Genomic DNA, 17,700 nt, shown 5'->3' with positions numbered 1-17,700 from the left:
CCTAGCGTGCCCCAGCTGTTTTGATTCTGTCGTCAAGCACCCTCGGCGCCTCGGTTCGTGTTACTCGCCAGGGAAAACCGCTCGCGTCCGAACCGCCCTGCAGTGTTACCCAACGCCTGCGCAACCAGCGCCGGCCATCGTATTCCATTACGGCGTCCAGCCGGTATGCGGCTTCAGCGTCCATGCGCAGGTGGTCCCGAACAGCATCCAGCAGTGCGCGGTCAAACCCCGGCACCTGCAACCAGTCTTCCACCGCAAGCGGCTTGGAACCCGCAGCGAACCGCGCAACCCCGCCACCGCGCAACTGTACCACAGCAGTGGCCAGTCGTTGGGCATCTTCACGCTGCAGCGCGCCGGGCCCGGCAAACAGGTTCATCAGCTGCTCGGCCGGTGCGCTGCGCATATCCAGCAACCGTGAGACCGGCACCATACGCACCTGCACCGGCTGCTCACCGAGCATGAAGCCCGCTTCCAGCACTGGCTCCGGGCCGGTACCGCCAGGGGTGCCCTGAGCCTCCCGCAGCAGCGCCTGACGTGACAGCAGCAGATGAATCGCGCCGTCGCCCGCCGCCATCGCCTTGGCGCGCGCAATGTGCGTCTGCGCCATGCGCGTGTCGACGCGCACTTCGGACACGATGCCGACCACCAGCAGTGACATGGCCGCGACAAACCACACCACCATCGCCAGGGCGACTCCGCCCTGACTCCTCGCTTGACGGATCAGCGGCGGTGAATATTCCCCAGGCGCGAGCGACATCAGCGAGGCACCGGCATGATCAGCTCCGGCCAGAAGCGCCCTGCAGCGCGCAGGCGCAGCCGCAGTGCCACCGGTACGCCGCCGTTACGCCACTCCGGCACCCAGTCCGCGCCGGGGACCGCACGGTAGGCCACCTCAAACAGATCGACCTGCGCCACCAGCCTGCGGAACGGCGCCTGCGCCCAGTCAATCGCCCGCGCATCACCCTTGGCGGTGTGCCAGCGCATCACCAGCGCGTCCTCCTCGCGACTGAAGCGCAGTACGTACTGGCCGCCGAAGCGCTCACCGAAGAGGATGTTTGCCTTGAACATGAGCACGCCGTCCGTACCCGAGAAATACGCTGCGTCCCGCGCACCACCACCCAGCGTGAGACCCTCGCCACCGTCGGCACCGAGGGCCGCACTGTCCACCAGGTCCCGCAGCAGGCTGCTGACCGTGCGCACTTCGTCGACGCGGCCCATCATGCGGTCCAGCGACTGCTGCGTGTTGGCGAAGGTGCGCAGTGCAGTCACCGTCGCCAGCATGATCAGTGACAGCACCGACAGCGCCACCACCACCTCAACCAGGGTGAAGCCCGCTTCGCGACGCAGCACGCTCACTGACGGTCTACCCCGGCGACCACGGAGTTCAGCAGCACCCGGCGCGCCTTGGGCCCGTCGGTCCAACTCACGGCGACCTCGATATCCTGCACCGCACCGGGAGGCAGGCTGCCGCTACCGGCCTGCGCCGGGCGAGCCTGTACGCGCCAGAGAAAGCCCCCCGCTGTCTCGCCCTGGGTGCTCAGGCCGCTGGCGGGCACCTGCGCATACTCAGCGACCAGTGAGCGTGCCAGCTCTACGCCGTAGGCATACTTCTCCGCAGAGCGCGCGTTGCGGGTAGCACCGCTGGTGGCCTGGTACAGCGCGCCCAGTGACAGCGCCAGAATGGCCAGGGCGACGAGCATTTCCAGCAGGGAGAACCCCTGCCCCCGTCTAACGTACCGCATAGCTTTCCTGCGTCACCGAACCCAGCAGCCAGTCCACCGTGATACTGACGCCGGCACCGGTTGCTGATTCAATGTCGACACCGCCACCGCTGGCACCGCCCTCGGCGTAGAAACGAATCACGCCAACGCCGCCGCGGTTCAGCTCGCTGGCGGAGTGCACGGTCATGGCCACGCTCCCCGGCAGCACTTCCACAGTATTCGCGAAGCGCACGCTGCGCTCCTCGGGATCAACCTCCACCGTTTGCGTCCGCCCACTGTGCAGCGCTTCGTAGCGCGCACTGGCGAACAGGGTAACAACGTCGCGCACCGCCTGCCGGTAGCGAATGTTGTCGTACATGCGCAGGGTGGAGGGCACCGCCAGCGCCATCACCAGGCCGGCGATGGCCAGCGCCGCCATCAGTTCCAGCAGAGAAAACCCGCTGATACGTCGCGAACGCAGGCGGGCAGCGCAGCGGCTCACGGTGGCGCTACCAGTTGCCCACATCCTGGTCTTCGCCGTCACCACCCGGCGTGCCGTTCTGACCGTAGGTGAAAATATCGACCTCGCCATGCTCGCCCGGTGATTTGTACTGGTATTCCCGGTTCCACGGGTCCAGCGGCACCGCCGATTTCAGGTAGGGCCCGTTCCAGCCGGCGGCACTGGCCGGCTTGCTGACCAGCGCCTCAAGCCCCTCACTGGTTGAGGGAAAGCGCCCCACGTCCAGCTTGTACATTTCGAGCGACTGCTCGAGGTCCTTGATCTGAATGGCGGCCGTTTTGGTTTTGGCGCCACCCAGCTGATTCAATACCCTCGGGCCCACCAGGCTCATCAGCAGCCCCAGAATCGCCAGCACGACGAGCAGCTCCATGAGCGTGAAACCGGCTGAAGTGCGCCGTGTGCCGCGGCTGCGTCGTGAAATCATGTGCTTGTCCTCGTTAACAGAATGAATAGTGAGCGATGCGGGGCACATCCGGCGCCACTTACAGCGCGAGGTCGTTAACCGACAGAATACCCAGCAAAATCGCAATGATGATGACGGCAATAATGGCGCCCATGCCCAGAATCAGCACCGGCTCCAGCAGGGTCAGGCCGCGCTTCACCCCCGCCTGTACGTGACCATCAAATACCCGCGCCAGTTCCAGCATCATCGCGTCAAGGCGCCCCGACTCCTCGCCGACGCGGGTCATCTGAACAACCATGGGGGTAAACAGCCCGGTTTCCTCCAGCGCCACCGACATACGCTTGCCGGACTTTACAGCCGGCGGCAGCACCTGCAGCGCCTGCTTGACCACGCGGTTATCCACCGTATCGATCGCGATGGATATCGCCTTGAGCAGGGACACGCCGTTGCCCAACAGGGTGCCCACCGTGCGGGCAAACTTGGACACTTCAAACTGGAACAGTATCCCGCCCACCACGGGCATTTTCAGCAGTCGCGCATCCTTGCTCGCCTGCCCCGCTTCGGTCGCCAGCCAGTTGCGCACCCACCAGCCGACCCCCAGAGCGAGCAGCAGCAGCAACCAGCCGTAGCCCGCGATGAAATCCGCGGCGCCCACCACCAGCGCCGTGAGCGGCGGCAGCGCCTCGCCCATGTCCTCGAACAGGGTTTCAAACTGGGGCACTACAAAACCCAGCATGAGCACGATGGACAGCACGGCGACCACCAGCAGAATCGCCGGGTAGATCAGCGCCGATACCACATTGTCGCGGTTGGCCTTGGCATTCTGCAGATACTCGACCAGACGGTCCAGGACCGCCGAGAGCTGGCCGCTGGCCTCCCCGGAACGCACCATATTGATGTAGAAGTTGCCGAATACTGCCTGGTGGGGCAGCAGCGCCTGACTCAGCGCCTTGCCCGCCTTCACCTCGCGCAGCAGGTCCTGCAACAGCGCTTCCAGTGCGGGCTCCGAAGCCATATCGATGAGCACCTTCAATGCCCGGTCCAGCGGCAGGCCGGCACGCAGCAGGACGGCCAGTTCACTGGTGGTCGACAATACGTCGTCACGCTTGACCGGTTTGCTCGCCGCGGGCTGATTCGTTTTCCCCTGGCCCTCTTCAAGTGCCAGCAGGGTCAGCCCCTGGGCGCGCAACAGCCGGGAGGCCACGTCCAGGCCCTCCGCCTCCAGCGTGCCGTCCAGCGGTTTACCGTCGCGCCCGATGGCCCTGTAGCTGAAATGCGCCATGCCTAGCCTCGCACCCGACAGCCGCTCAGGCGGCATCCGCGCCGGTCGCGGAAGCCCCGGCTTCGCTCTGGTCCTGCGTGACCCGCATGACCTCCTCCAGCGAGGTCTCGCCACGCACCACCTTGCGCAGCCCGTCTTCGTACAGGGTGATCATGCCCTGCCGCCGGGCCGCCGCGTGCAGCAGGGTGGCGTCGGCACCCGACATAATGACGCGATGAATCTCCTCGTCGAGGCAGAACAGTTCGTGAATCGCCGTGCGCCCGGCGTAACCGGTCTGCAGGCAGTGGTCGCAGCCCCGGGCCTGATACACGGTGGTGGCCTGTTGCTGGCTGATGAACGGTGCAAGGCCGTAGCGTTGCACCGCGCTGGCCGTTAATTCCACCGGGACCTTGCAGTGCGTGCAGAGTGTGCGCACCAGACGTTGTGCCAGTACACCGTTCACCGCAGACGTGATCAGGTAGCGCTCCACGCCCATATCCTCCAGCCGGGTGATGGCCCCGGCGGCCGTATTGGTGTGCAGCGTGGAAAGCACCAGGTGGCCGGTAAGCGCCGACTGCACCCCAATCTGTGCAGTCTCGGTATCGCGCATCTCACCAATCATGATGATATCGGGATCCTGGCGCAGGATCGCGCGCAGCGCGCGCGCGAAGTTGAGCTCGATCTGGGCCTGCACCTGAATCTGGTTCACGCCCTGCAGCTGGTATTCAACAGGATCTTCCACCGTGATGATTTTCAGACGCTCTGAGTCCAGCGACGCCAGCGAGGCATAGAGGGTGGTGGTTTTACCGGAACCGGTAGGGCCCGTGACCAGCAGTACCCCGTGGGGGCTGGCCAGCAGTTTGCGGTAGCGCTCGAGAGTATCGGCACTGAAGCCCATGTCACTCAGGCTGAGGCGGATATTGCCCCGATCCAGCACGCGCATCACGATGCTTTCACCGTGCACCGTGGGGATGGTGGACACACGCAGGTCCAGCTCGTGGCCCTTCACACGGATCATGATGCGCCCGTCCTGGGGCAGCCGACGTTCGGCGATGTTCATCTGCGCCAGCAGCTTGATGCGCGATGCGATGGCCTGCCCCAATCCCGCCGTGGGCGTGTCGGTGTGTTCCTGCAACACCCCGTCGACCCGGTAGCGCAGCTGCAGCCCGTCTTCAAAGGGTTCTATGTGAATGTCGGAGGCGCCCATATCCACGGCGCGGTGAATCAGCTGATTGACCAGGCGAATGACCGGGGCCTCGCTGGCGAGGTCGCGCAGATGCTCGATAAAGTCGTCGTCGGACTGGCCGGCGAACTGGTCACCGAGGGCACCCTCCTCGTCGGCGTCCTCACTGCCCTGCAGGCGCAGTTGCTGGGCCCTCGCGATGTCACTTTCCAGCCCCAGAACGATGCGCACGGGACGGTCCAGCGCCATGGACAGCGCCTTGGCGAGAAAAGGGTCCTGTGGTACGGCCGCAGCAAAACAGACACCGTCGGCATCGGCGGCCACCGGCACAACGAGGTTGTTGACAAGGAACTCCTGGGCCACGCCCTCCAGCGGCACCGGTTCCTGGGGGTATTCGGTAGCCGGGTGAAGCGGAATACCGAGCTGTTCGCTCAGCGCCACCGCCACATCCAGCTCTGATACCAGGCCAAGCTTGACCAGCACCTGGCCGAAGCGATCGCCCATTTCGCTCTGGGCCAACAGGGTGCGTTCGACATCGCGCTCCGATATCTTGCCCTGCTGGACCAGCAGCTCACCAATCCTGATCATGCTCTACCGCCGCTTGCCTTCATTTATGACAGACGGTTGAGACCACCATCTGCTTCCATCAAGCGCCGGATTGTAGCACAGGCCCGGTGTGGATCAGGCGACCTCAAACAGCCCGGCGGCGCCCATGCCGCCACCAATACACATGGTGATCACCACATATTTCACGCCACGGCGCTTGCCCTCGATGAGGGCGTGCCCGACCATCCGCGCGCCGCTCATGCCGAAGGGGTGACCGATGGAAATGGCGCCACCATTGACGTTCAACCGGTCGTTATCGATACCCAGTTTGTCGCGGCAATACAGCACCTGACAGGCGAAGGCCTCGTTCAGCTCCCACAGGCCGATATCGTCCATTTTCAGACCGTGGCGCTGCAGAAGCTTGGGAATGGCGAACACCGGACCGATGCCCATCTCATCCGGGCCGCAGCCCGCCACCGCCAGGCCACGATAGATCCCCAGCGGTTGCAGACCCTGCTTGCTCGCCAGCGCGCCATCCATGAGGACACACGCAGAGGCGCCGTCCGACAGCTGTGAGGCGTTGCCCGCCGTGATAAAGCGGCCCTCCTTCACAAACTGCCCGTCCTTGAACACGGGCTCCAGGGCGTTGAGGCTCTCCAGCGTGGTGGAAGGACGGTTGCCTTCATCCTTTTCCAGGGTTACCGCCTCAAAGGTGGTCTCTTTGGTTTCCTTGTTGAACACCGCCTTGGTCGATGCCATGGGCACGATCTCGGCGTCGAACAGCCCGGCTTTCTGCGCCGCCGCGGTGCGCATCTGGCTCTGGAAGGAATACTCGTCCTGTGCTTCACGAGAGACGCCGTAGCGTTCGGAAACGATCTCCGCTGTTTCAATCATCTGGATGTAGGCCTTGGGCGATACTTCCAGCACCGTTTGGGACACATTCCGGTAGCTGTTCTTGTGCTTGTTCTGCACCAGGGAAATGGACTCGAGGCCACCGGCAACAGCAACGTCGTACTCATTGCACATGATGGCCTTCGCCGCTGTCGCGATGGTCATCAGCCCGGAGGAGCACTGCCGGTCCATGGTCATTCCGGCGGTGCTGTCGGGCAGACCACCCGCCACGCCACAGAGCCGGCCGAGGTTGTAGGCCTGGGTACCCTGCTGTGCCGCCGCCCCCATTATGCAGTCGTCGACCATGCCGGGGTCGATTCCGGCGCGCGCTACGGCCGCGCGCACGACATGGCCACCCAGCGCGGGTGCTTCAGTGTCATTGAAGGCGCCGCGAAAGGCCTTGCCGATGGGGGTTCTGGCGGTGCTGACGATGACTGCATCTCTCATGATGTACTCCCTTGGTTCTGTTGTGACTGTTACGTTGTTGTGTCGAGTTGGCGATTGTACTGCGACGGGCCTGAAATTGCTTTGCGACCGGTGTTTGCCGCGTTGCGCCTGATGGTGCCTCAAGCGGAGGGCTGGTGGTGACTCAATCCGCAGCGGTTGCGGTGCCTCAAGCCGGAGCGGCTGGTAGTGCCTCAATCCGGGGTGGCTGGTGGTGCCTCATTCCGGAGTGGCTACGGGGTTGCCCCAGACAAAACACGCCGTGAACCCATCCATAGGGGCTTCGCGCTCGCATCCATGCGAGCGAGAGTTTTGTCAGGGGCAACCCCGCATCCACTCCTGACTTACAGGAAGGCTGCGGATGCGTACGCCTGAACAAACCCAAAACACCACCAAACACCACACTCACGAACTGGCAGGGACGGTAGGAGGCTGTGGGGCCGGAGCGCCGGGCGGGACCGTAGCAAACAGGGATGTTTGCTTCGAGCCTACAGGGACGTATTCACGGCGAGTCCCGACCGGCGCCCCGGCCCTACGGCCTCCGGCACGCCTCACCATAAACCAGCGACACAACCCACCATCACGCGCCCCCCTCAAGCCCGCTGACTGGAGCAGGACACAATCTCCCCGGTCATGTACCCCGAATAGTCCGAGGCCAGAAACATCATCACGTTCGCGACTTCCCAGACTTCCGCTGCGCGCCCGAAAGCCTCCTTCGCCGCCAGTTCCTCCAGCAGCTCCATCGGCGTGGTTTTTTTCAGGAACTCATGGAAGGCGATGGAGGGTGATACCGCATTGATGCGGACGCCGTGATCCGCCGCTTCCAGTGCGGCGCAGCGGGTGAGCGCCATGACCCCGGCTTTGGCGGCGGCATAATGGCACTGCTCTTTCTGCGCGCGCCATCCAAGGACCGAGGCGTTGTTGACGATAACGCCGGCAGCGCGAGGCTGCATTTTGCGCAGCATGGCGCGGGTCATGCGCATGGTACCGGTGAGCGTGATATCCAGCACGCGGCTCCACTCGTCATCCGCCATATCCACCAGCAGCCGGGTGCCGCCCAGACCTGCGTTGTTGATGAGGACGTCAACGCCACCCATGGTGTCTTCGGCGAAATCCACCAGCGCCTGCACGTCGCTCTCCACCGTCACATTCGCCAGTTTTCCGTACACGGCCTGCAGGCCGGTGTCTGCCTTCAGCTGCTCAACGGCTTTCGCCAGTCGGCCCTCGTGAATATCGCTGATCATGACCGCGCGGGCGCCTTCTTCGGCAGCACGGGTGGCCGCAGCAAAGCCAATGCCGGCACCGGCTGCTGCGGTGATGAGCACCGACTTGCCTGCAAGCAGGTTGTGTCCGGCGACGTAGGGTGGTGGTTCTTTCAATGCCATGCTGTCTGTCTCCTTTGGCCCGCAAGGCCCTAGCCGCGAGGTTCGCGGGGCATGCCGAGTGCACGCTCGGCGATGATATTGCGCTGGATCTGGTTGGTGCCGCCGTAAATGGTGTCCGCGCGGGTAAACAGGTACATCGACTGCAGGCGGCTGAGGCCGTAGGGCGCCTCGGGAACAATCTCGCTCTCTGCGCCCAGCACATCCATCGCCAGTTTGCCCAGGTTGCGGTGCCAGCTGGACCAGTAGAGCTTGTAGATCATCGCCTCTTTTTGCAGGCTGCCGTCATCGCCACCGCCAGAGAGCATGCGCATGCTGTTGAAACGCATGATGCGCAGGCCGATATGCGCCTCGGCAATGCGCTGGCGCAGTGCGGGATCACGCGCCGCGCCATTCGCCCTGGCCACGCGGACGATTTCGTCCAGTTCGTTCTGGAACAGCATCTGTTGTCCCAGCGTGGACACGCCGCGCTCGAAGCCCAGCAGCCCCATGGCCACTTTCCAGCCCTCGCCGGGAGCGCCCACGATATCCTCGGCAGCGCAGACCGCGTCGTCGAAGAAGACCTCGTTGAATTCACTGGTTCCGGTGAGCTGCTCGATCGGGCGCACGGTAACGCCGGGCTGATCCATGGCAACCAGGAAGAAGCCGAGCCCCTTGTGGGCAACGGACTCGGGATCGGTGCGGGCGATCACGAACACATACTGGGATTCATGGGCCAGCGAAGTCCACACCTTCTGGCCGCTGATGCGCCACTCCCCCGTATTTTCATCCAGCCGCGCACGGGTTTTCACGTTGGCCAGGTCGGAGCCGGCAGACGGCTCGGAATAGCCCTGGCACCAGAACTCGCGGCCCGCCCGTATGCCCGGGAGGTAGCGCTCCCGCTGCGCATCGCTGCCGAAGGCAATCAGCGTTGGCCCCATCAGGGTCTCGCCGATGTGCCCCATACGACCCGGGCCGCCGGCGCGCGCGTATTCCTCGTTGAAAATCACCTGCTGTTCCACAGTGGCAGCGCGGCCGCCGTGTTGCTTTGGCCAGCCGATACAGGTCCAGCCGCCTTCCGCCAGTTTCTGTTCCCAGGCCTTGCGCTCCTCGACAAAGGAATGCTCGTCGCCCGGACCACCGCGAAAACGGATGGGTTCGAACTCACCGCAGAGATTGTCGGCCAGCCAGCTCACCACCTCTTCGCGGAACAGCTCGTCCTCGGGACTGAAACTCAATTTCATGCAACACCTCCATCAAGCAGCTGCCGCGCGAGTCGCTCACGGTGCCAGGCTGCATCACCCAGCAGGGTTTCGGTTGACTTGGCGCGTTTGAAGTACAGCTGTATGTCGTACTCTGCCGTGATCCCGACGCCGCCGTGCAGCTGGATACCGCAACCGGCATTGAAAAATGCCGCCTCTGAGCAGTAGGCCTTGGCAATGCTCGCAGCCTCCGCCAGGCCGGAACCCAGCGGCCTGCCGGCCAGCGCCTCATCGGCAATGCAGGCCGCATAATAGGCGGCGGAGCGAGCTGCCTCGACCTTCAGCATCATGTCGGCGGCCTTGTGTTTGATCGCCTGATAGGAGGCGATGGTACGCCCGAACTGCACACGCTCCGTGGTGTAGGCCACCGAGCTGTCCAGCGACTGCTGCGCGACACCCACCTGCTCCGCAGCCAGCGCCACGGTGGCCAGGTCCAGTATCTTCGCCAGCGCGGGCCAGGCCTGACCCGCTGCGCCCATGCAGGCGTCGCCTTCAACCCGCACCTTGTCCAGCACGATACGCGCCTGCCTGCGCGTCTGGTCCATGGTGGGCAGCCACTGCCGGCTGATGCCCGCCGTGTCTGCCGGCAGCACAAACAGGCTGACGCCTGCCGTACCCGCGCTCCCCGGGTCGCGCGCGGCGAGCACGAGAATATCGGCGGTGTGTCCGTCAAGAACGTAGCGGTACTCACCGTTCAACAGGAAACCGTCACCATCGGCGGCACAGGTCGCCTGAATGGCGTCAGCATCGGGGCGACTCCCGGGCGCCATAAACGCCAGGGTGGCGGTTTTGCCGCTGGCAATCTCGCCCAGGTAGTGGCTCTGCTGTGCTTCGCTGCCGGCGACCAGCAGCGCGTTGACCGCAAAACCCACGGTGGACAGGAAGGGGGCACACAGCAACGTGCGACCCATCTGCTCCTGCATGGCCGCCAGCTCGACAAACCCCAGCCCCAGGCCACCAAAAGCTTCGGGGATGTGCAGGGCAGGCCACATCATCTCCTGACTGATCTGCTGCCAGAGCGCTTCGCTGTAGCCGCGCTCGGTCACCATCGCCTCGCGCACGGCGGCGGGGGTGGAGACCTCGGCGAGAAACGCCTCGGCGGTGTCGCGGATCATTTGCTGCTCTTCGGTAAAACGAAATTCCATGCGACCTGCCTCAGGTGCCGTAGACTTTTTGCGCCGGCACCTCACGTGCCAGCAACTGCTGTACCGCACCCGCCACTTCCTCCGGCAGCCAGCGATCCCCCTTGTCCACCGGCTCCGTGGAGCGCCAGCCGTCGGCGATGGAAATGCGTCCGCCCTCGGCCTCGAACACGCGGCCGGTCACCGCCGACGACTCGGTGGACACCAGGTAGGCAAACAGCGATGACACATTTTCCGGGGCCCAGTAGTCAAAGCTGCCGTCCTCGGGCTTGGCCATACGTTGCGCCATCTCCTCCACAGCGGTGGTCATGCCCGTGCGCGCCGCCGGCGCCACAGCATTGGCGGTGATACCGTAGCGAGCCAGCTCCGCCGCCTGGTTCAGGGTCAGCGCGGCAATGCCCGCTTTTGCCGCTGCGTAATTTGACTGACCAATCGAGCCCTGCAGGCCGGCTCCGGAGGTGGTGTTGATGATGCGCGCATCGACGGTGTTGCCCGCTTTTGACTGACCACGCCAGTAGTGCACCGCGTGTGAGCTGATACAGAAATGCCCCTTCAGGTGCACCGCCATAATCGTGTCCCACTCGGCCTCGGTCATCGAGGCGAACATGCGATCCCGGTTGACGCCGGCATTGTTGATGACGGCATGCAGGTCACCGAAGGTCTCAATGGCCTGTTTCACCGCATTCAGGCTGTCGTCGTAGTGGGTGATATCCGATGTATTTACCACGGCCTCACCGCCTGCCTTGCGGATATCATCCACCACAGCCTGCGCCGCCGTCTCATTGATGTCGTTGACCACGACTTTGGCGCCCTCACTGGCGAGCACCCGCGCGTGCGCAGCACCCAACCCACCACCGGCACCGGTGATAATTACCACGCGTCCTTCACATATCCTGCTCATGTCACAACCTCTCGATAATCGTCACGTTCGCCTGCCCACCGCCTTCACACATGGTTTGCAGGCCGTAGCGGCCGCCACTGCGCTCCAGTTCATGTAGCAGGGTGGTCATCAGTTTGGTACCGGTTGCGCCCAGCGGATGCCCAAGGGCAATGGCGCCACCGTTTACGTTGGTTTTGGCCGAGTCGTAGCCCGTGTCTTGCAGCCACGCCATCGCCACCGACGCAAAGGCTTCGTTGATCTCCACCAGATCGATGTCAGCCAGGCGCATGCCGGCGCGCTTGAGCGCGTACTCCGTCGCAGGGATCGGCGCGGTGAGCATCCAGATCGGGTCCGCTGCCCGCACGCTCATGTGCGCGATCCGTGCCCGGGGAGTCAGGTTGTAGCGTTTCAGGGCGGCCTCGGAGACGATCAACATCGCGGAGGAGGCATCACAGGTCTGGCTGGAGACGGCTGCCGTGATCGTCCCCCCTTCCTGCAGCGGCTGCAGCTCGGCCATTTTCTCCATGGTCGTCTGGCGCGGCGTTTCGTCCATTTCCACGCCGGCCAACGGCGCAATTTCCCGCGCGAAACGGCCTTCGCTGATGGCCTGCAGTGCCCGGGCATGGGATTGCAATGCAAACGCTTCCATATCGCTGCGGCTGAAGCCCCATTTGTCAGCGATCATCTGCGCGGAGTTGAACTGCGACACGGGTACCTTGCCGTAGCGGGCTACCCAGCCCTCACTCCCCGAAAACGGATCGGAGAAACCCAATGGCTCCGCTGCCAGCATGGCCGAGGAAATGGGGATCTGCGTCATGGTTTGCACGCCACCGGCAATCACCACATCGTTGACACCCGCCATGATCGCCTGCGCGGCGAAATGCACCGCCTGTTGTGAGGACCCGCACTGCCGGTCGATCGTCGTGCCGGGCACGGCTTCATCCAGCCCCGCAGCCAGCCAGCAGGTACGGGCGATATCACCGGCCAGCGGGCCAATGGTATCCACGCAACCAAACATGACGTCATCGTAATCCGCGTCCGGAATACCATTGCGCTCCACCAGGGTCTTCAGCACATGAGCCCCAAGATCCGCCCCGTGAACCCCCGCGAGCCCGCCCTTGCGGCGCCCCGTCGGACTGCGCACTGCATCTACAATATAGGCATCCGCCATGATTCTGTGTCCTCGTCTGTGTTACTGGAAGGTGGCGCCGGCACCCAGTGCCGCGCCATCCGCGAAAATCGCCGCCGCGACCTGCTGTTTGTGCCAGCCGGCATCACCCCAGGTGTTGGCCAGTGCCCAGGCTTTCTTCATGAAGATGTGCAGGTCCACCTCCCAGGTGTAACCCATCGCTCCGTGCACCTGGATGCTGTTCTTGGCAGCCAGATTGGCCGCTTCACAGGCCATCAGCTTGGCCTGGGCCACCGCCAGTCCGGCCGCCGCTGCGTCTTCCGCGACGGCGTAGGCGGCGCGGTGCACGGGCGCCTTGGCGTACTCCAGGCGCACCGCCACATTGGCCATGTGATGCTTGACCGCCTGGAAGGAACCAATCGGCTTGCCGAATTGCTTGCGATCCGCGGTGTACTGCACGGAAAGATCGATCATCCGCTGCGCCAGCCCCAGCGCCTGGGCGGCACACCCCAGTGCGCCGCGGTTCAGGGTCGCACTGCGCAGGCTCCCGGCCTGCGCCCCACTGGCTACTGCAGTCGCGCCTGCTGGCACGGCCACCGAGAACAGGCGACGACCGGGGTCGACACTCTCGTTGCGTTCGCAGCTGAACTGCCCCTGCTCCAGGGCATACCACTGCCCATCACGCTCCAGCAGCAGGAGATCCGCAACATGGGCATCCTCAACCACGAGATTCTGCTCCACCGCCGCCACGATGCGGGCTTCTCCCGTGGCGGCCAGCGGCAGCCAGCGTGCCGCCAGTTCCCCACCCAGATCTTGCAGCAGCGGCACCGCAACCAGTGCATGATTCACCAGCGGCTCCGGCAGGGCGACGTAACCGCACTCCTGGGCCAGCAGCACAAAGTCCACCGCATTCATGCCCAGGCCACCGTGTTCTTCCGGCACGGTCAGCGCGGTGAGGCCCAGCTCCGCCAGCTGCTGCCAGAGTGCAGGGTCGCGGCCGGTGTCTGTGTCCCAGCCGGCACGCAGCCGCTCGGGCGTGATTTCATTGACCAGAAAGCCGCGGACGGAATCCTGAAACAGCAACTGGTCTTCGCTGAACGTAAAATCCATGGTTACCTCGGCATACCGAGCATGCGCTCGGCGATGATGTTGCGTTGAATCTCGTTGGTGCCGGCGTAGATGGGGCCCGACTGGGAGAACAGCCAGCCGTCCAGCCAGTGGCCCACGCCGCTGGCTGCCGGCGCATGCGGCAGGAGTTCGGCGCGCGCGCCCAGGATACTCATGGCCGTGGCGTGCATATTCTGGTCCAGCTCAGACCAGAATATCTTGTTGGTAGACGACTCGGCGCCGATCTTGCCGCCCTGGCTCAGGCGGCAGGCCGTCTGGTAGGTGCTCAGGCAATAGCTCTCGGCGTCAAGATAGGCACGCATCACCGCTTCGCGAACCTGTGGATCGTGACTGACGCTGGCCTCATTGGCCCGGTACAACTCCACCAACCGGCGCGCGGTTTCCTGAAAGCGCGCCGGGGAACGTAGCATCAACCCGCGCTCGAAGCCGGCGGTGGCCATGGCGACCGCCCAGCCGGCGCCCTCCTCGCCCAGCCGATTGCTCACATCCACCTCGACGTTGTCGAAGAAAATCTCGGCGAAGCCGGGCAGACCGTCCAGCTGGGGAATCGGCCGTACCGTAATGCCCGGCGTTTTCAGGGGCACCAGGATAAAGGTAAGGCCGCGGTGGCGCTCCGACTCGGGGTCCGTGCGGAACATGCCAAACAGCCAGTCCGCCCACACGGCCCGCGTGGACCAGGTTTTCTGGCCGTTGATAATGTACTTGTCGCCCTGGCGCTGGGCCGTGGAGCGGATGGCCGCCATATCGGACCCCGCACCGGGCTCCGACCAACCCTGCGCCCAGATATCGCGGCCTTCTGCCATGGCTGGCAGGAAGCGTGCCTTCTGCTCCTCGGAGCCGTACTCCATGAGAGTGGGGCCGAGCAGGAAGATACCGTTCTGGTTGACCCGCAGCGGGGCCCCTGCGCGGTAGTATTCCTCCTCGAAGATCAGCCACTCGATCAGGTCACACCCGCGGCCCCCGAGTGCCTCGGGCCAGGTCACCATACCCCAGCGCCCCTGATTGAGGGTCGCTTCCCATTCGCGGTGCTGCTGGAAGCCCTCCTCAGTATCGAAAGTCCTGAGCGGTTCCGCGGGCACATTGGCCTTGAGCCACGCGCGAATCTCGCTGCGGAAGGCCTGTTGCTGTTCAGTAAATGCCAGTTGCATGTGTCAGTCCTGCGTTCAGAATTTGGCGTCGCGTTTTTCCACAAACGCATCGCGGGATTCCTGGGAATCGCCCACGGTGTAGGCCTCCAGCGTGAAACCCTGTTCCCAGCGATACTTGTCCTCCAGGTTGCCGTCCTCGATGCCGGTGAGCGCCTCCTTGGCCAGCTTCACCATGGCCGGTGACTTGCTGGCGATGGTGGCGGCAATGGCTCGTGCCGTCGGCAACAATGCCTCGCGGGTGACCACCTTCTCGACGGCGCCCAGGCGGTAGGCCTCCTGCGCGTCGATGAATTCGCCAGTGAAGTACATATAGCGGACTTTCTGCACCGGGAACATGCGCTGCAGGTGGGCTCCGCCGCCCATCGCGCCACGGTCGATTTCCGGCACACCGAAGCGGGCACAGTCAGACGCAATCAGGATGTCGGCGGCCCCTGCCATGCCGATGCCGCCGCCCAGAACGAAACCGTGCAAGGCGATAATGACCGGCTTCGGGTTGCGATGGATGGCGCGGAAGGTTTCGTAGTTACCCTTGTTGACGTCGACGATGCGCGTCGGCTCGGCGGCCAGTTCCTTGATATCGACTCCGGCGCAGAAGCCACGACCCTCGGCGGCAATCAATATGACGCGCACCGCGTCGTCCCGGCCCAGCGCATCGATTTCGTCGGCAATGGCGAACCAGCCGGCGCTGTCGAAAGCATTCACGGGTGGCTTGTCCAGGATCATCTCGGCGATGCCGGCCTCGATGGTGGTGTGAAACGGTTTGCTCATGATGCTTCTACCTGTCGGTACGTTGGATTAGGCGCTGACGGTGGCTCGGGCTGCGAGCGCCTGCAGTCGCGCCTCGGCCTCATCGACGATGGACTGAATCAGCTCCTCGCAGGTCAGCAGGGTGTCAATCACGCCCGCCACCTGACCGCTGGGCAGCACACCGCGGGCGGGCTCACCATCCACCATCGCTTTCTGGATAATCATCGGTGCGTTGGCCGACATGATGGCCTGGGCGGCGGTCATATCGTCACTGCGACTCATGGCGACAGCGGACTTCAGCAGGCTGACCACGCTCGCCCCGGTGTATTTGCGGAAGGCGAGACCATTGCGCATGGCGATAAGCAGTTTGCGCAGCTTGGAGGCGCGCTCGAGTTCGGCCAGCAATTCGTTCATGATCATGCGCTGCGGCATACCGTCCATGGCGCGTGAGACGATGATATCCGCCGGGTTCTTGCAATCTAGATAGCGCTGCTTGGTGGCTTCCGGCACCGGTGACTCGCGGGTCAGCAGGAAGCGTGTACCCATGGCAACACCATCCGCGCCCCAGGCCAGCGCAGCGACCAGACCGCGACCGTCCTTGAATCCACCCGCGGCGACCACCGGCACCTGGGCGCCGACGGCATCCACAACCTGCGGTATCAGCAGCGTTGTCGGCACCGCACCGGTGTGGCCGCCACCCTCACCACCCTGCACAGTGACCGCGTCCGCACCCAGCTCCACGGCTTTCACCGCATGTTTCGGCAGACCGACTGTCGGCATGCAGATCACGCCGGCGTCTTTGAGCCGGCGAATCATCTCGGGGCCCGGCGAACGCGAATAACTCACGGCGCGCACCCCGTGCCGAATCACCATGTCGATGATGTCCGATGCATTGGGCTGATACATGTGGAAGTTCACGCCAAAGGGCCGGTCGGTAAGCGCCTTGACCTGGAGAATGTCGCGCTCCATCTCCTCCGGCGGAATGGTCGCGCCGGCCAGGAAGCCGAAGCCGCCGGCATTGCAGCTGCCGGCGACCAGCCGGGGATCCGCCACCCACCCCATCGCGGTTTGCACGATGGGGTAGCGGCAGCCTAGCAGTTCGGTCAGTCGAGTGGTGAGCATGGCAGTGCCTCAGGCCCGGATTCCGGGCGGGTTGTCAGCGATTTGTGCAGCGCGCTGGTTGTGCGGATCCAGAGCCGCGATGATCGCCAGCTGTTCAACGGTCGGCGCCGGGGTTGTCGGCACCTCCGCCGGGACGGCAATGGGGTATGCGGTGTTTTCCTGCACCTCCTCGACCGTCACGCCCGGGTGCAGGGAGAGCAGGCGAATCTGGTGATTCGGTCCGCCGAAATCCATCACGCAGAGGTTGGTCACGACACGGCGGATGTCAACGTCATCCAACGAGCGACCCCGCGGCAGTCGCGCCGGGTTATAACCGATGGAGGAGACGAAATCACACTCCCCGTCCATGAAGACCCGCGTGTTGTGCCCGGGCACAAAGAAGCTGTTGGCGTGGCAAATGGAGTTGCCGGGAAAGCCGCGCGCGCCCAGCATCATCACCTTGGGCTGCTGATAGGTGCCACCCAGCGCCGACGTATTGGTCTGGCCAAAGCGATCGATCTGGGTCGGCCCGAGCATGGCGTGGCGCTTGCCGCTCCATACGTTATCGAATATTCGCGAAAAGCCCATCCATGTTTCATTGGCCTGCTGGAAGTCGGCCGGGCGCTTGCCCAGCGGGTTGGGTTCGCTGAGCAGAAACGCCTCGGAATCCGTCATCATGAGATCCGGGTTGAAGGTTTTCATGGCCAGGCTGGCTGCCAGCCGAGGAATCACGCCGATACCTGTGGCCAGTACTTCCCCGTCGTGACGGAAGGCTTCGGCGGCGGCGACAATGCACAGTTCGGCAAGGGTGTAATCGGTTGCTACAGTTGACATGCGATAGTCTCCCCGGGCGT

Annotated in this window: 18 protein-coding genes; all 18 read right to left on the bottom strand. The window is 64.1% G+C overall.

Translation table 11 applies throughout. The features are described 5' to 3' along the window. Position 1: 1 nt before the first annotated feature. The 18 genes from AACZ17_RS07460 to AACZ17_RS07375 all read right to left on the bottom strand — a co-directional run bounded on the left by AACZ17_RS07460 (position 2) and on the right by AACZ17_RS07375 (position 17,680). Complete coding sequence (locus AACZ17_RS07460; protein WP_290743214.1) at positions 2–757, bottom strand: hypothetical protein; 756 nt, start codon at positions 755–757, stop codon at positions 2–4. After that, complete coding sequence (locus AACZ17_RS07455) at positions 757–1,356, bottom strand: prepilin-type N-terminal cleavage/methylation domain-containing protein (protein ID WP_290743211.1); 600 nt, start codon at positions 1,354–1,356, stop codon at positions 757–759. The genes AACZ17_RS07460 and AACZ17_RS07455 overlap by 1 nt, the downstream gene beginning before the upstream one ends. Beyond that, a complete protein-coding gene (locus tag AACZ17_RS07450; RefSeq protein WP_290743208.1) occupies positions 1,353–1,742 on the bottom strand; it encodes a prepilin-type N-terminal cleavage/methylation domain-containing protein in 390 nt (129 codons plus the stop codon). The genes AACZ17_RS07455 and AACZ17_RS07450 overlap by 4 nt, the downstream gene beginning before the upstream one ends. After that, entirely contained in the window at positions 1,729–2,202 is a 474-nt protein-coding gene (locus AACZ17_RS07445) for a GspH/FimT family pseudopilin (RefSeq protein ID WP_339638022.1), read from the bottom strand. The genes AACZ17_RS07450 and AACZ17_RS07445 overlap by 14 nt, the downstream gene beginning before the upstream one ends. Positions 2,203–2,209: 7 nt before the next feature. Then, positions 2,210–2,644: a type II secretion system major pseudopilin GspG gene (gene gspG / locus AACZ17_RS07440; protein WP_290743202.1), complete on the bottom strand. Its 435-nt coding sequence runs from the start codon at positions 2,642–2,644 to the stop codon at positions 2,210–2,212. Between the two features lie 58 nt (positions 2,645–2,702). Beyond that, positions 2,703–3,905 (bottom strand): type II secretion system F family protein, encoded by a 1,203-nt coding sequence (locus AACZ17_RS07435; RefSeq protein ID WP_290743199.1) that lies wholly within the window; start codon positions 3,903–3,905, stop codon positions 2,703–2,705. Positions 3,906–3,930: 25 nt separating this feature from the next. Next, entirely contained in the window at positions 3,931–5,655 is a 1,725-nt protein-coding gene (locus tag AACZ17_RS07430) for an ATPase, T2SS/T4P/T4SS family (protein ID WP_290743189.1), read from the bottom strand. A 93-nt stretch (positions 5,656–5,748) separates the two neighbouring features. After that, positions 5,749–6,951, bottom strand: coding sequence for an acetyl-CoA C-acyltransferase (locus AACZ17_RS07425; RefSeq protein ID WP_290743180.1), 1,203 nt, complete (start codon positions 6,949–6,951; stop codon positions 5,749–5,751). Between the two features lie 590 nt (positions 6,952–7,541). Further along, positions 7,542–8,333 (bottom strand): SDR family oxidoreductase, encoded by a 792-nt coding sequence (locus tag AACZ17_RS07420; protein ID WP_290743177.1) that lies wholly within the window; start codon positions 8,331–8,333, stop codon positions 7,542–7,544. 29 nt (positions 8,334–8,362) lie between these two features. After that, positions 8,363–9,553 (bottom strand): acyl-CoA dehydrogenase family protein, encoded by a 1,191-nt coding sequence (locus AACZ17_RS07415; protein WP_290743174.1) that lies wholly within the window; start codon positions 9,551–9,553, stop codon positions 8,363–8,365. Next, positions 9,550–10,716: an acyl-CoA dehydrogenase family protein gene (locus AACZ17_RS07410; RefSeq protein ID WP_290743171.1), complete on the bottom strand. Its 1,167-nt coding sequence runs from the start codon at positions 10,714–10,716 to the stop codon at positions 9,550–9,552. The genes AACZ17_RS07415 and AACZ17_RS07410 overlap by 4 nt, the downstream gene beginning before the upstream one ends. 10 nt (positions 10,717–10,726) lie before the next feature. Further along, positions 10,727–11,614, bottom strand: coding sequence for an SDR family oxidoreductase (locus tag AACZ17_RS07405; protein WP_290743168.1), 888 nt, complete (start codon positions 11,612–11,614; stop codon positions 10,727–10,729). Position 11,615: 1 nt separating this feature from the next. After that, positions 11,616–12,764, bottom strand: coding sequence for an acetyl-CoA C-acetyltransferase (locus tag AACZ17_RS07400; protein ID WP_290743165.1), 1,149 nt, complete (start codon positions 12,762–12,764; stop codon positions 11,616–11,618). Positions 12,765–12,785: 21 nt separating this feature from the next. Further along, positions 12,786–13,832, bottom strand: coding sequence for an acyl-CoA dehydrogenase family protein (locus AACZ17_RS07395; protein ID WP_290743162.1), 1,047 nt, complete (start codon positions 13,830–13,832; stop codon positions 12,786–12,788). A 2-nt stretch (positions 13,833–13,834) separates the two neighbouring features. Beyond that, positions 13,835–14,998, bottom strand: a complete 1,164-nt coding sequence (locus AACZ17_RS07390) for an acyl-CoA dehydrogenase family protein (protein WP_290743159.1) — start codon at positions 14,996–14,998, stop codon at positions 13,835–13,837. A gap of 15 nt (positions 14,999–15,013) precedes the next feature. Continuing rightward, complete coding sequence (locus tag AACZ17_RS07385) at positions 15,014–15,766, bottom strand: enoyl-CoA hydratase family protein (RefSeq protein ID WP_290743156.1); 753 nt, start codon at positions 15,764–15,766, stop codon at positions 15,014–15,016. Positions 15,767–15,793: 27 nt separating this feature from the next. Beyond that, positions 15,794–16,867, bottom strand: coding sequence for a nitronate monooxygenase (locus AACZ17_RS07380; RefSeq protein ID WP_290743153.1), 1,074 nt, complete (start codon positions 16,865–16,867; stop codon positions 15,794–15,796). 9 nt (positions 16,868–16,876) lie between these two features. Continuing rightward, positions 16,877–17,680, bottom strand: a complete 804-nt coding sequence (locus tag AACZ17_RS07375; protein ID WP_290743149.1) for a ketoacid CoA transferase — start codon at positions 17,678–17,680, stop codon at positions 16,877–16,879. Positions 17,681–17,700: the final 20 nt, after the last annotated feature.

This window comes from uncultured Haliea sp. (genome assembly GCF_963973825.1).
GTDB lineage: Bacteria > Pseudomonadota > Gammaproteobacteria > Pseudomonadales > Halieaceae > Haliea.
The sequence above is the reverse complement of the archived record's forward strand: the minus strand, read 5'-3'. Positions and strand labels throughout refer to the sequence as shown.